The sequence below is a fragment of the Neolewinella antarctica genome (genome assembly GCF_011927835.1).
GTDB lineage: Bacteria > Bacteroidota > Bacteroidia > Chitinophagales > Saprospiraceae > Neolewinella > Neolewinella antarctica.
Map to the genome: position 1 here is coordinate 461,055 of NZ_JAATJH010000001.1, position 13,639 is coordinate 474,693.

Genomic DNA, 13,639 nt, shown 5'->3' on the forward strand with positions numbered 1-13,639 from the left:
TCGATCACCCTATGTTTACGTTTTCCGCGGAGCTCGTGACCTTGTCGTACAAAGCTTGGATGCTCACGCTATTTCTTGGGCTGATCGGTCTACGACATTTGACGCCGGTGCATCGTCGGCTGCTCGTCTTTGTCGCTTTCACCCTATTCATGGAATACCTTGCGTCTAGCGCACTAACGAAGTTCTACTTTAGTCCGGAGTCTAATTCTCCCTGGTATCACCTACTTACGCCCCCACTATACTTCTGTTACGTCCGGATCGCGGGACCAACCTTATTCGCCAGCGAGTGGCCCTGGTTGCGTTGGGTGTTACTGGGTTCGATAACTGGCCTCACGGTGGCAAACGCATTCTGGGGAGACGGTTTCTACTATTTTCCCTCCCTAATCGTGGGGGTATATTCCATCACCGGTATACTCTGGGCGGCGGGTTACTTTTTGCACCTGCTGCGTACGCTATCGGTCAGGTTGCTAGAACGCGATCCGTTGTTCTGGATGTCTTGTGGATTTTTGATCTACTTTTCCGGTAACTTTTTGAACTGGCTTTCTTTTAATTTCGTCGCGTACGAGCCAGGTTTCTACACGACCGTAATTAGTATTAACCATGGTTTGATCATTTTTTTAAACGTACTACTGATTATTTCCATCGGCGTCGGGCGGGCAACTACGGGGGAACAAACAACAGTCAATAATAGCCTGGTGAGTTTATGATAATACAAGCGGTCCATACGGGCGATCACGTAAACATCTTTCTGGGGGGTGTAATCGGCATGATTGTGCTGGCCCTCTCCCTCATCGCATTTTTCGTCGTGTATCAGCGTAAGATCTTCGAACAGGAACGGGGGCGGGACGAGGAGCGGCGTGCGTACCAGCGGTCCCTGCTCGCCGCGGCCGTCGAAGTGCAGGAAGCGGAGCGGCAGCGCATCGCGCGGGATTTGCACGACGACATCGGTTCCCTGCTTACGGCCACGCGGCTGTACCTCCGGCAACTCAAGCCCGCCAGCACGACCGAGCAGGTAGTCGGTATCCGGGACCAGTCGCTGTCCATCCTCGACGAGATGATCCAGAACGCGCGCCGGATCACCCACGACTTACTCCCACCCACGCTTGAAAAGTTCGGTTTCCAGGCCGCCGCCGAAGACCTCTGCGAGCGCATTGACGGGGGTGGGGAGCTGGCGGTCATTTTTCAGGATACTAGTCCAGAAGGTCTGCGGCTCTCCGGCGAGGCGGAAATAGGGCTCTACCGGGTGCTACAGGAACTACTGACCAACACCCTGAAACACGCCGGTGCGCGCACCGTGCGCGTGAGTCTGGGTGCTGATTCTCGATCCTTTACCCTTCATTACGCCGACGACGGTAAGGGGGTCGATCTTCAGCCCGGGCCCCGGTCCGGGCTGGGGCTTCGGAACGTGGAAAGCCGGGTGTCGCTGCTGGCGGGCACCCTGGTTACCGAGACTTCCCCGGGCGAAGGTATGCGGGTGGAAGTGTCCGTCCCCCTGGGCAAGCCACCGTCGGAGGAATGAGCTCCGGCACTAGTTTTTAGTAACGGTACGCTATAGGGGCACCGTATTTTCCTGCTTCACTTACCATCTCCTCCATGCCACATCTCCCCCCCGCCTCCTCGCCCATTCGTATTGCCATCGTCGACGATCAGAAGCTGTTCCGGGGCGGGCTGAAAATGATTCTGGACGGTACGGAAGACATCGAGGTGGTCTTCGAGGCGGGCCACGGCGAACAATTTTTCGAGCGCCTCGCCTTCGAGCCGGTGCAGCTAGTCATCCTGGACGTGGAAATGCCCGGTATGGACGGAATCGCCACGCTGGAGCAGCTCCAGAGGGAGCGGCCGGAGATTCATGTCATTATGCTCACGATGCACGACAGCGACCGACTCATCAGTCACCTCATGGGGCTCGGGGCGAGTGGCTTTCTGCTCAAGGACGAAGACCCGGAAGTCGTCATTGAGGCCGTGCGCCGCGTAGTTCAGGAAGGGCTGTTTTTCCGCGACTACGTTTCTAAGGCCCTGCTGAAGGGCGGGCGGTCGCGGCAAAAGGCGGTGGGTTACCGCGGCCCCGACATCAGCGATCGGGAATTGGAGGTGCTGCAGTTGATTTGTCAGGAACTTACCAGCAAAGAAATTGCGGCCCAGCTTTTCATCAGCGTACGGACCGTAGAGGGCCACCGGCGCAGCTTGCAGGATAAGACGGGGGCTAAGAATATTGTGGGTCTGGTGTTGTTCGCGATTCGCCAGGGGCTGGTGCAGTAGACTTGATGGGTCCGACCGGAAAAGCCGACCTCCCCCACCCCATCGGTGGGCTTGTTTCATTGCGGTGGGTGATTTGGCGCGGTCGCAGGATGCAGGGATTATGGGTAAGGACAGTCAGTAAACCCATTCGCAAACTCGGTACCGTCCGAGCGAACGGCCTATTGATGTTCCGTAACATTGTCGATTTCATCAACTTACTTATCCGTCAAAATTTATACCCCGTGCGCACGGGGCAATCGAGAATAGTAATCCGACACGGCCACGGGGCGAAGGCAAATTTCACGCTGGCGTGGCTGCCCCCAATTACCTGGCGTGTTTTGTCCCCTGCGTCTTTAACTGGCATTACATGCTACGTTTATGTGATATGATTTTTAATTCATTATTTTGCCATTAGTGTTTTTTACTTACTATATTTACTTACACTGTCGTTATCCGCCATATAAAAAAGTTCACTTTGGAGGAAAAACAATAAAACATGCTGTTTAATTCTTTCACTTATTTACTATTTTTCCCTTTAGTTTGCATATTTTATTTCGTACTTCCGCACCGAATGCGCTGGGTCTTCTTGTTGCTTACCAGCTATTTTTTCTACATGAACTGGGAGCCGATATATGCACTATTAATTGGGTCTTCAACCGTTATTACCTACGCCTGTGCGTATTTTATGGATTCCTTGAGGGTGGATCGGAAGCGAAAGACGCTGCTCATACTGTGTATCGTGCTGAACTTTGGCATCCTGTTTCTCTTCAAATACTACAATTTCATAACTGATTCCGCTTTCGATCTGCTCACTTATCTGGGGTTGAGGGTAGACTTTCCAAAGTTTTCACTGTTGTTGCCCGTTGGGATTTCCTTTTACACCTTCCAGGCGGTTGGGTATGCGGTGGATGTCTACAAAAAGAGATTACCTCACGAAAAACACTTTGGAAAGTACGCACTTTTTGTCTCGTTTTTCCCGCAATTAGTCGCTGGGCCAATTGAAAGAGCGACCAGCTTGCTGCCCCAATTCCACAAAGTTATCAGGTTTGACTACGGTAGAGCTATTGATGGCACGAAACTGATCATTTGGGGCTACTTTATGAAAGTTGTTGTAGCGGACCGGCTGTCGATCTACGTCGACTCCGTCTACAATAACCCAGAGATGCACAGCTCGATCAGTCTCGTCGTTGCGACAATCTTCTTTGCTTTCCAGATTTATTGTGATTTCGGAGGGTATTCAAGCATCGCCATTGGGTGTGCGAAAATTTTAGGCTTTGATTTAATGACAAACTTCAGGCGGCCTTATTTCGCGCAGACGTGCGGTGAATTTTGGCACCGATGGCACATATCGCTGTCGACTTGGTTCAAAGACTACGTTTATATCCCAATGGGTGGGAGTAGAGTGAGCACCAGCAGGAGGTACTTAAACCTTATGGTCGCTTTTTTGGTGAGTGGCCTGTGGCACGGTGCCAACTGGACGTTCGTGATCTGGGGCGGGCTTAATGGACTATTTCAAGTATTGTTAATTGTCTTTAAGCTTAACGCACCCAAGTCAGCGGCAAAGTGGGCAACGGGATTACGGATTCTCACGACCTTCGTGCTGATAAATTTCACCTGGATATTTTTCAGAGCAAACTCGTTAACCGACGCTACAGTGATCATCAAGCGGATAGCTACACAAAGCGGTAGTTTTTTCATCGGCGATAATGCTGGATTCATCTATAGTCTCCTGGGTATTTCAATCCTACTGGCGAAGGATCTGTACGACGAATTAAATTTAAACCTTCCAATCGCGGAACATACTTATAGTAAATATTTGTGGTACACATCACTGACTCTAATGATATTATTATTCGGAGTTTTTGACGGCAGCGAGTTCATATACTTTCAATTCTAGATAAACAGACGTGATAAAATACGCTTCGCACCTATTAATTGGTCTTATTCTGGTCGTAATAGCAGATATCGCTATTGGAAAGGCGCTGGAGTATTTTTATTTCAACAACGAATCAGGTCTCCTGCACCGGACGACCTATTCAATCGAAGAGACTGAGGCTGACGTCTTAGTTTTCGGGTCGTCCAGAGCTAACCACCACTACGATACTAAACTTATCGAGGAGCAAACTAACCTTTCCGCGTACAACACCGGAAGGGATGGCAATTTTATTTTCTACCAAACGGCTGTACTAAAATCGGTCCTGAAGCGATACACGCCGAAACAAATAGTGCTGGATTTCACTGGCACCTTCGCTTTCAATCAGTCTGACTATGATAGGTTGTCCTCCTTACTGCCGTACTACCGCGGTCATGAGGAGATGAGGGACGTGATTTTGCTAAAGTCAAAATTCGAACGGTTCAAGCTATGGTCAGATATCTACCCTTACAATTCGCTACTCACCACCATTGCGGTAGGAAATCTGGAGTTTAATAAGCGCAGAGAAAATAACGTTGGCGCCTACAACGGTTACGTACCGATGCACGGCACCATGCAGGGAAGCATTGAGACGGTCAAGACCGATACGATGTACGATATCGACGATAATAAAGCCAGGGTCTTCGAGGAGTTCCTGTTGCTCACAAAGGAACATAAGGTACCTCTGTTGGTCGTCTACTCTCCAGTCAATTACACGTACGCCAGTGACTACTCCATCGAGCTATGCGGTCGGATCTGCGCTAAACATCAAATTCCGTTCATCGACTTTTCCAGAAGTGATGACTTTGTATCCAAGGGAGACTTATTTCACGATGAGAGTCACCTAAATGCAGCGGGGGCTGAGCTGTTTACTGAGAAGATCATACAATTGATTGAAGATTCGGTGATTGACAACCGGTGACAACGTTATGAGCGGCCGTCGCGGCGGGCGCGAATGGATTCGTGTGTTGCGTAGCGATGCTCACGGGCCGCGGAGCTTCCGGCGTGCGGCACGGGGTAATTAGGTTGCTTGGCCACTAGGGGCCGGATCGTCATAATTTCCGCTAGTTTGCTGGGCACGGCACCCTGAGGAAAGCTGACGGTTTGCGGTTTACGAGTTCGCGGTCATAGTGGCGAGTAGTTCCGTTCGTGGCTAGTTTATCCGTCATTAGTTTGCGCGGCCGCGGGTGCAATGGTAGTTGGGTGTAGCAAAAACTGACGGGCGGGAGCGACCGTGATTATTTTTTCCGAGTTTAGGGTGACAATATTTGCTGGGATAAAAGCGCCTTTCGGGTCTTTACGGCTAAGTTCGGCACCGTCGACTGACTACCTTACGGCTACGTATCACCAATCATAACTAACAATCCCACCATGCACTACCTCATCATCGCCCTGCAACTTATCGTCGGCCTCAGCATCCTCAACGTCTGGCTGGTGCAGTACAACAAGGACACCAAGTGGCGGGGCGGCAGCGCCACGACGATCTTTGAAGAGTTTGCTGCCTACGGCCTGCCCGTCTGGTCGACTTACGTAGTGGGCGCCATCAAAGTCGTTCTTTCCGTTTTATTAATCGTAGCCATTTGGTTCCCGGCGCTACGCTACCCCGCTGCGATCGGTCTGGCCGCAATGTTGGCGGGGTCGGTAGTGATGCATTTTAAAATTGGTGACCCTTTATTCAAGTCTTTCCCGGCGGCGCTTTTTCTGGTGATGTGCCTGATCATAGCTTTCGTCGGCTAAGCATTAGCCGTGGGCCTGGGAGCTACTGGAGCGTAGCCCGTACGGCTAAAGCGCACCGTAGAAGTGAACCAGCAGGTACAAATTAAGGGCGGCGTACAAAAAAGCCGGGGTGGCTTGGAGTTGGCTATCCCCGATCTTCATCCGCACCACCACGCCGTAGGCCATCATCACGAACAGGCCGGCGGCAGCGGCGGTGGCCAGCAGCGGCGAGAAGTGGTACCCCAGCAGCAAGCCCAGCCCACCGAGCATTTGCAGGATGCCGGTCATCACCCGCTCGCCGGCGTGGCCGTAGCGGATAAATTCGGCCTTCATGTGCGACGACACCAAACAGCTGGCCCCAAAAGCGAGAAAAGAAACTCCGGAGAAATAGGTGGCCACGGTGGGAAGGTCCATAGGAGAAAATACTGTCGGGTCGACTGAGAAAGGTTAAGCCGTGCGCGTGGTGTAGATGCCCATCCGAACCATTACCCACGGGCCGGGTTTGAGCCCCCAACCTAAGGACAAAACGTAAGACAATGTTTGCGCAACACGAAAAAGGAATTAGTAAAACCCGGCGCATTACCGGATACGTGCTCTCGTTGTTGCCAGCGCTGGCGGTGATGGGCTCGGGGTTCACTAAATTCTTACCGGACAACGAGATTCACGCGCTGCTCGAGAAACTCGGCATGGCCGACTACGCCGTCCTGATCGGCATCATTGAGATCGGCGTCGTCGTCCTGTACGCCATTCCCCGCACGAGTAACGTCGGCTTCTTTCTCTTTTGCTCCTACGTCGGCGCGATCATCGTCGGGGAATTAGTCATCGGTGACGTTCCGCTGCCGGGGCTGACGATCGGGGTGATGATTTACGTTGGCACCCTGCTACGCAAACCTTCTTTGCTGGGTTGGGATCGGGGGATGGAATAGTCGGTCGAGTGAGTAGTACTGATTTGGCCGGTTTCGGTTGATGTGCGGCAGCGGCGTATTGAGATCTAACAAAGACACTACCCTATCTATTCGTAATTTCTCACTTGTATGCCTCACTGCTTTATGTTCGAGTGTTGGTCCGACTAACTCGATTATTGGCGACTGTATAATAACGAAGTACGGTATTAATACCGAAGTATATGCTCACGCATATATGCAAAGAAAATTACGGATGAGTAATGTTTATTAAATGATATTTCCGTCCCGTTCAGCTTTTACTTTGATGTAACGATGGTTAATGAGGCAGTAGCACTGCCTACCCTACTGATCAACAACGAAATCAGGCAATGCGCCACGCGAAAACTTAATCTATCACGCTTTACACATTGAGTACACTAATTACACTGAAAATAAAGCGACTATTCGTACTTTCATCGGGCTAGCACCTAAAGTGTAGCTTAACAAATCAACGAATGAGCGTCAACCAATTAACCCTCCCCCTGCTCCTCCTAATTTTCCTGGCATCCTGCGCCAGCGCCCCTAGATCCAACAAGCGAGACGAGATTGAAGACAAATTAGTGAAGGCCCTGACGTGGCAGGAAGCCCACCCAATCTTCGAGAAAAACGCGACCGACTGGACTAATGGGGCTTATTACACTGGCGTTGCCAGAGCGCACCAAGCCACCGACAACCCCGTGTTTCTAAAAGCCATCGAGGACATGGGCGGGCGCACGGAATGGAAACCCTACGACCGCTACTACTACGCCGACGACATCGCCATCGCCTACCCCTACCTCTACTTAAACGAGCAACGACCGGGCATCGTCGACCTCGAACCGGTCGGAACGTGGATCGATGACCACCTGGAGAAAGACCACGAATGGAAACAAGGCACGCGCACCGACATGCGGGTGATCCTCTGGTGGTGGTGCGACGCCCTGTTCATGGCGCCCCCCGCCCTGGCGCAGTGGTCGGCCCTAAAAAACGACCGCCGTTACCTAGACCGGATGCACGAATACTATACGGAAACCTACGACCTACTCTACGATAAAGAAGAGCACCTTTTCGCCCGCGATACCCGCTTTGTCTGGACGGGCGCGCCCGCCGATAAGAAGGGCGGCAGCGGCAAGAAGATCTTCTGGAGCCGGGGGAACGGCTGGGTGATGGGCGGTCTGGCCCTGCTGCTCGATAAGATGCCGCAGGACTACGAACACCGACCTTTCTACGTCAACCTGTACCAAGAAATGGCCGCCAAGATCAAAAGCATCCAGCCCGCAGACGGGATGTGGCGGGTAAGTCTACTCGAACCGGAAGCCTGGCCCCACGGGGAGACGAGCGGGACGGGCTTTTATACGTTCGCCCTCGCCTGGGGCATCAACAACGGTCTGCTGAGTAAAAAGGAATACGGTGACGCAGTCACGAGGGCCTGGACGTCGCTGACGGCAATTCAGGAGGCGGACGGTAAAGTGACCTGGGTACAGAACATCGGCGACGCCCCGCGGCCCGCCTCGGCGGATAGCTGGCAGAATTTTGGTACGGGGGCGTTTTTGTTGGCAGGTAGTGAGGTGATGAAGTTGAAATGATCATCACCTGCGGGTCTTGCGATCCTGACGTTGGCTAGTAAGCCGGCTGATGTGGTTTCATAATTTACTGCCCGTATCGTTCTTAAATCATGCATCTAGTTGGCGCCACAATTGATGGAAGATCAGCCGGTTGATTATTCCCTACCCGCCATTGCTAATTACAAGTATTAGTTTTAAATATATTTGGAGAAAACTTTGGATGAGTATTTCTGTAATTCAGATTTACTTTCCTCCGCACGACGTCAAAGGTGGCCGTCGCAGCGTCTCGGTCTACCCCGTTCACTCTAGTCAGAACACTCAAATAGCTGGATCGTCCGGAATATTGGGATTACTATTGCGCTCCCGCTCCGGGTAGGGGTAAAAGTTACGGTTCCGCTCGTCCGTCAGCACGCCCGATTGCAGGCTGGGCTGCGGCCGGCCGAACCGGCGGCTGTCCTCCAGGCTCTGCCCGGTGAGGAATAATTCGAGGCGGCGCTGGAGGTACACTTCGTCCAGTAGCGCGTCGACCGACGTATCTCCCGAGTATTCCTCCAGCCCGGCATTGACGCCGAACACATCGGTAGTATCCGTGCGTACGGCATCGATTTGCCCCAGCGCTGAAGACGTGTTACCGCTCGACCGGAGCACGGCCTCGGCAATAATGAGCCGCATCTCGTCGGGCAGGTACACGGGGATGGACGTGGTGGGGGCGGTAAAGAACCCGGCCAGGTCTTCGATTGGTAATTCATTTAGGCTCAACAGCGAATCGTTCGCTACGAGGTAAAAGTTCCGGCGATCGTCGTTTTCCGGTACGTCGAAAGCTGCCGGCAGGCCGAAGTTGTCGCGCGGTTTCCAGTTAGGCAGCGCGTTCAGTACGACACGTTCCCAGATCGGGTTGGCGTTCATCACGTCGTATTCGAATACGGACGCTACGCCGAGGTCGACCGCCCGCGCGGCGGAGATTGCCGACTCGTAGTTGCCCGCATACAGGTTGAAGCGGGCCAGCATTGCACTAATGGTGTTCGCCAGGTCGATCTCCCGCAGGACGGCCGTCTGAAATTCTGCCGTCGGCACCCCGTCGGTCAGTGCGTCCCTGGCAGCCTCCAGCTCCGCGATCGCGACGGCGAAGGCCTCCTCCCGCGTGACGAAGCTTGCGGTGTTATCAGTGTTGGTTTCCACCACTACCCGTTCAAAGTGCTGCGCCAGGGCTCCAATGGACATGGCTTTGATCGTGCGGGAGAAAGACTGGATGCTGGCGCGGGTTTCCGGCGCGAGGGTGACCCGTTCGGCACCGTCCGTCAGCTTATCGCAGGCGGCAACGAGGCTAAGCATGGTCGACCACATGCCGTCGACGTTGGAGTTATTATTCGGCAGAATCGTTCCGCCCGCCTCCAGCTCCACCATGTTCAGAAAAGTGGTCGTGACGGCCACTTCCCGCGTCGTGATGGCGGGCGTCTCGATGAGCCAGCGCAGCCCGCTCGTGCTGAACACTTGTTTGGTTCCGGTACTGAAGGCGATCAGGCCCTCCCGGCTGCTGAGTACCTGTTCTTCGGAAGGTAGGTTGGGATTCGGAAAATCAGTTTGGCAACCGGTCAGCGCCACCAGCATGACCAGGCTCGTCAGTACCGCCCGTAATCCGGGCCGGGAATCGTTATTATTTAATTGCATTACGCACATATTTAAAACGCGAGCTAGTGGCGAGGCCTTAACGGCGCTCACCAGGTTGCCGACGGGTGACTCTTAAAAGGAAAGATTTAAACCTACCTGGTAGGTCCTGGGGATTGGCACGCCGGCAAAATCAAAACCACGCACCCCGTTACTTTGTCCGGCGGTGTTGATCTCCGGGTCCCAGCCGGAGTAGCTATCCCAGCTGATCAGGTTACGACCCACGAGGCTGATCCGTACGCTCTCGATGGCGTCCGTCCGCGGCCGGAAACTGTAGTTGAGGGAGAACTCCCGTAGTTTGACGAAGGAGCCGTCTTCCACGAACTCTTCGAAGATGTTGGCCACCGCACCGCCGTAGCCCTTTTGCCGGTTGCCCAGCAATTCTTCCCCGACGCCCGCGCCACCGCCGAACAGCGGGTTATCCAGTAAGCGGCGGTTCCAGTTGAAAATGTCGAAACCCTGGACCGCGTCGAATTGCACGCGCATGCCAAAGTTCTTGTACTTAAATTCATTGATGAAAGAGCCAAACCAATCCGGATTCGGGTCACCCAGAACTTTTGACGTCAGGCCCTCCTCCGTTCGCCCGCTGAACGGAAACCCAGCATCGTTGAGCAGTAAATTGCCCGCTTCGTCGCGGGCGTAGAACTGGCGGTAGAAAACGCCAATCGGCTCGCCTTCGATAACGGCACTGGTGCTGAAGCTACCATTAAACGTGATTTGTCCACCCCCGGCGACGCTCGTGATCTCGTTCGTGTTGTTGGCGTAGGTAGCCGTCACGTCCCAGACAAAATCCGCCGTTTTAACGGGTGTTGCGTTGAGCGCTAGCTCGATCCCGGAGTTTTCCAGTTCCCCTACGTTCTCCGTGCGGAGTCCGTATCCGGTGCTCGGGGCCAGCTCCCGCCGGAGTAACAAATCGGTTACCCGCTGCCGGTAGTAAGTAAACTCGAGCCCGACCCGGTTATTGAGAAAACCGGCGTCGAAGCCCACTTCAACCTCCTCCTGTCGCTCCGGTGCCAGGCTAGTGTTACCCAGCGAGGCGGCGGGAAAGGCGGGCGTCGTACCGAGATAGTTGGTCACCCGAAAATTAGACAGGCGCTCGAAGGGGCCAATGGCGGTTAGGTTACCGGCCTGACCCCAGCTCGCACGCAGCTTAAAGGTGTTGACAAAACTGCCCAAGCCCGCTTCCCAGAAGTTTTCCTCGCTCAGTACGTAGCTACCGCTGACCTTGCCGTACAGTTGGCCGCGCTCGTCCGGCCCGAAAACCGAAGAACCATCTAAACGTAAGGCACCGGTAAGGAAGAGTTTGTTATTGAACCCAAAGGTTTGCTGTACGAAAGCGCCCCAGTAAGAGATTTCAAATCGTCTTTCTCCCGGCTCCGTAAGTTCACCTAAAGAAGAGATGTTAATGAAGGGCGCGATCCGGCTCGACTGAATGGCGATCTGCTGGTTGTCCTCGTACTGCCACGTTCCGCCGACAACCGTCGTCGAGGCTATCCGCTCCGCTACGTTGAAGTTGTAGCTTGCGTTCAGGTCATTGTTGTACTGAAGACCGTTTACGTCGGCGCGGCGGGAAAAGCCGCCCGGCTCGGGTGAGGTATTACCAATGGGGATGAAGCCGGTTGCGGAAGAGTTCGTAAAGTCGACGCCGAGCAAGTACTTGATGGTCAAGTTTTCCGTCGGCACGGCCGTCAGGCTGAGGTTGGTGATCGTCCGGTTAGTCGTGGAACCGAAATCGAGGCGGTTGACGGCTTCGAGTGGGTTGGTGCGCGGTATAATCGACACGCCGGGGTAAACCCCGTCCGCGTTCGGCCGGGGATCATTTTCGTTGTTCGCAAATAAAAAGCCGGTAATCGCGCCGTAGGAACTCGCGATGCCACCATTAGGGATATCATTACTCGAGGACCGCGCGTAGTTGAGACCAAAGCTCAAACTGAGCCAATTATTGATCTCCTGGTCCAGGTTCAGCCGCCCGGTGAATCGTTGAAAGCTGGTATTCTTAACGGCACCTTCGTTGCTGAGGTAGCCGCCGGAAATGAAGTAGCGGGTCTTATCACTTCCCCCGGAGATGGACACGTTGTTATCGGTCCCGTAGCCAGTGGCGAAAATATCGTCCTGGTAGTTAAAGCGTTCGACGGGTACGGTGTTGAGGTTGGTCAGGTCGGCCCGGTCTTCCCAGGCGAGAGGCACGGTGTTGTAGTCGATCTGATTACGCAGTTGATTGACGCGGAAGTTGGTCGTGAAGTTGATCCGCGGCGCGCCCTGCTTGCCCCGCTTCGTGAAAATCTGCACGACGCCATTACTGGCCCGTGATCCGTAGATGGCCGCGGCGGCGGCTCCCTTGATGACTTCGATCCGGTCGATGTCCGCCGGGTTAATGTCCACCAGCCTGTTTTGGCTGTTACCTCCGAGGTCGACGAGATTGTTGGAGGAGTTATTGACGATGATGCCGTCGATGATGTACAGCGGGTCTGAGCTACCGGTGATGGTGGTGGCCCCGCGCAGACGGATACTAATACCACCGGCCGGATCGCCACTGTTTTGCTGCACCAAGGCACCGGCGATCTTACCGCTCAGGGCCTAGTCGACGGACACCGCGCCAGTTTCTTCCAGGGCTTCGGAACCCAGCGTTGAGATCGCGTTACCGAGTTGCCGCCGGCTGGTGGCTACGGACGCGCCGGTGACGATGATCTCGTCCAGGTTCAGCGCGTCGTCGGCCAGCGTCACGTCGAGGTTGATCTCGTCGCCGGCGTTGCTGACGGTAAACTCCCGCCGCTCGTCGGCGTAACCGAGGTAGCTGAAGATCACCGCGTAAGTGCCCGGGACGTTGGCGCTGCTGAGGCGGTAGTTACCGTCGAAATCAGTGACGGTACCCGAGTTTGATTTCGCCAACCGGACCGTCACGCCGATGAGGGGCAGGCCGTCGGCCTCGGTTACCGTGCCGGCGACGGTAAAATTTGCCGTTTGCGCGAGCAGCGGACAGGCCATCAATAAAAGTACGCACCCCAGCAGGGCCGCGCGCGGTCGTAAAAAGCGTTTCATATACCGTGAATTTGCGATGATCGGGGGACTCCAGACGTGCTAATGTACTCTTATCCCCACAAAGTCGGGTTTGAGGCGCGGTTCGGTCCGGGTTCTCACGACTTTCGCCTACGTTCGTGTTGTCTCTATTTGAATGCGGGCAATATTTGCGGCGGGCGCGGTCGCGGGTGCCGAGTTCACCGGGTGATGCCGTTTCCCACCTCCCCACAAAATTTCCCCCTTAAATAATATATACCCAGCTTATTGTAACATACTAATTACCAACCCACATTACAACTCGATAGCGACATTCAAACATTGTTTCCGACGCGTAAACAATCCGGAGCTTCAGGACTCCGGCATTATCATAAACAGCCGCACTATGCTCAACAGTCAACTCACCGCTTCCGCCGATGCCCCGGACGTCCCCGAATCAGGAAAGGAGAGAAAGAAGGAAGAATGGACAAAGGAGGAAATGGAAGAAACTATTCCTCAACCCCCGCCGGACGTGCCCGATGACGACGGGGAAACAATAGATGACTCCGATTGTGTCCCGATGCCGATGCCGGAAACTCCGGACATCAAGGATCTTTAGTAAGGTG

General features: G+C 54.1%; 14 protein-coding genes. 9 read left to right on the top strand and 5 right to left on the bottom strand.

The genetic code is table 11. The features are described 5' to 3' along the window. The first annotated feature begins 59 nt into the window (after positions 1-59). The 5 genes from GGR27_RS01935 to GGR27_RS01955 all read left to right on the top strand — a co-directional run bounded on the left by GGR27_RS01935 (position 60) and on the right by GGR27_RS01955 (position 5,072). Entirely contained in the window at positions 60-707 is a 648-nt protein-coding gene (locus tag GGR27_RS01935) for a hypothetical protein (RefSeq protein WP_168035709.1), read from the top strand. Further along, the gene (locus GGR27_RS01940) at positions 704-1,519 is read left to right on the top strand and encodes a sensor histidine kinase (protein WP_168035710.1); all 816 of its coding nucleotides are present in this window, start codon (positions 704-706) and stop codon (positions 1,517-1,519) included. Before GGR27_RS01935 ends, GGR27_RS01940 begins: the two co-directional genes overlap by 4 nt. A 74-nt stretch (positions 1,520-1,593) precedes the next feature. Continuing rightward, entirely contained in the window at positions 1,594-2,259 is a 666-nt protein-coding gene (locus GGR27_RS01945; RefSeq protein ID WP_168035711.1) for a response regulator transcription factor, read from the top strand. A gap of 550 nt (positions 2,260-2,809) precedes the next feature. Continuing rightward, a complete protein-coding gene (locus GGR27_RS01950; RefSeq protein ID WP_209037849.1) occupies positions 2,810-4,135 on the top strand; it encodes an MBOAT family O-acyltransferase in 1,326 nt (441 codons plus the stop codon). Positions 4,136-4,145: 10 nt separating this feature from the next. After that, positions 4,146-5,072 (top strand): hypothetical protein, encoded by a 927-nt coding sequence (locus GGR27_RS01955; protein ID WP_168035713.1) that lies wholly within the window; start codon positions 4,146-4,148, stop codon positions 5,070-5,072. 5 nt (positions 5,073-5,077) lie between these two features. Here the strand turns inward: GGR27_RS01955 and GGR27_RS20220 are convergent, their stop codons facing one another. Then, entirely contained in the window at positions 5,078-5,206 is a 129-nt protein-coding gene (locus tag GGR27_RS20220) for a hypothetical protein (RefSeq protein ID WP_262887688.1), read from the bottom strand. A gap of 315 nt (positions 5,207-5,521) precedes the next feature. Here GGR27_RS20220 and GGR27_RS01960 point away from each other — a divergent pair, with 315 nt between their 5' ends. Next, on the top strand, positions 5,522-5,887 hold the full coding sequence (locus GGR27_RS01960; RefSeq protein ID WP_168035714.1) for a DoxX family protein: 366 nt from the start codon (positions 5,522-5,524) through the stop codon (positions 5,885-5,887). 45 nt (positions 5,888-5,932) lie between these two features. Here GGR27_RS01960 and GGR27_RS01965 read toward each other — a convergent pair whose 3' ends face one another. Then, positions 5,933-6,280 carry a DoxX family protein gene (locus GGR27_RS01965; protein WP_168035715.1) on the bottom strand — a complete coding sequence of 116 codons (348 nt, stop codon included), beginning with the start codon at positions 6,278-6,280 and terminating at the stop codon, positions 5,933-5,935. A 122-nt stretch (positions 6,281-6,402) separates the two neighbouring features. On the opposite strand from GGR27_RS01965, the gene GGR27_RS01970 reads away from it, so the two are divergent. Further along, on the top strand, positions 6,403-6,792 hold the full coding sequence (locus GGR27_RS01970) for a hypothetical protein (RefSeq protein ID WP_168035716.1): 390 nt from the start codon (positions 6,403-6,405) through the stop codon (positions 6,790-6,792). 473 nt (positions 6,793-7,265) lie between these two features. After that, on the top strand, positions 7,266-8,375 hold the full coding sequence (locus GGR27_RS01975) for a glycoside hydrolase family 88/105 protein (protein WP_168035717.1): 1,110 nt from the start codon (positions 7,266-7,268) through the stop codon (positions 8,373-8,375). A gap of 297 nt (positions 8,376-8,672) precedes the next feature. Here the strand turns inward: GGR27_RS01975 and GGR27_RS01980 are convergent, their stop codons facing one another. The 3 genes from GGR27_RS01980 to GGR27_RS19775 all read right to left on the bottom strand — a co-directional run bounded on the left by GGR27_RS01980 (position 8,673) and on the right by GGR27_RS19775 (position 13,058). Next, positions 8,673-10,022, bottom strand: coding sequence for a RagB/SusD family nutrient uptake outer membrane protein (locus GGR27_RS01980; RefSeq protein WP_168035718.1), 1,350 nt, complete (start codon positions 10,020-10,022; stop codon positions 8,673-8,675). Between the two features lie 72 nt (positions 10,023-10,094). Next, positions 10,095-12,593, bottom strand: coding sequence for a SusC/RagA family TonB-linked outer membrane protein (locus tag GGR27_RS01985; RefSeq protein WP_262887701.1), 2,499 nt, complete (start codon positions 12,591-12,593; stop codon positions 10,095-10,097). A 3-nt stretch (positions 12,594-12,596) separates the two neighbouring features. Further along, positions 12,597-13,058: a carboxypeptidase-like regulatory domain-containing protein gene (locus GGR27_RS19775; protein ID WP_209037851.1), complete on the bottom strand. Its 462-nt coding sequence runs from the start codon at positions 13,056-13,058 to the stop codon at positions 12,597-12,599. 361 nt (positions 13,059-13,419) lie between these two features. Here GGR27_RS19775 and GGR27_RS01990 point away from each other — a divergent pair, with 361 nt between their 5' ends. Then, the gene (locus GGR27_RS01990; RefSeq protein WP_168035719.1) at positions 13,420-13,632 is read left to right on the top strand and encodes a hypothetical protein; all 213 of its coding nucleotides are present in this window, start codon (positions 13,420-13,422) and stop codon (positions 13,630-13,632) included. Positions 13,633-13,639 lie beyond the last annotated feature (7 nt).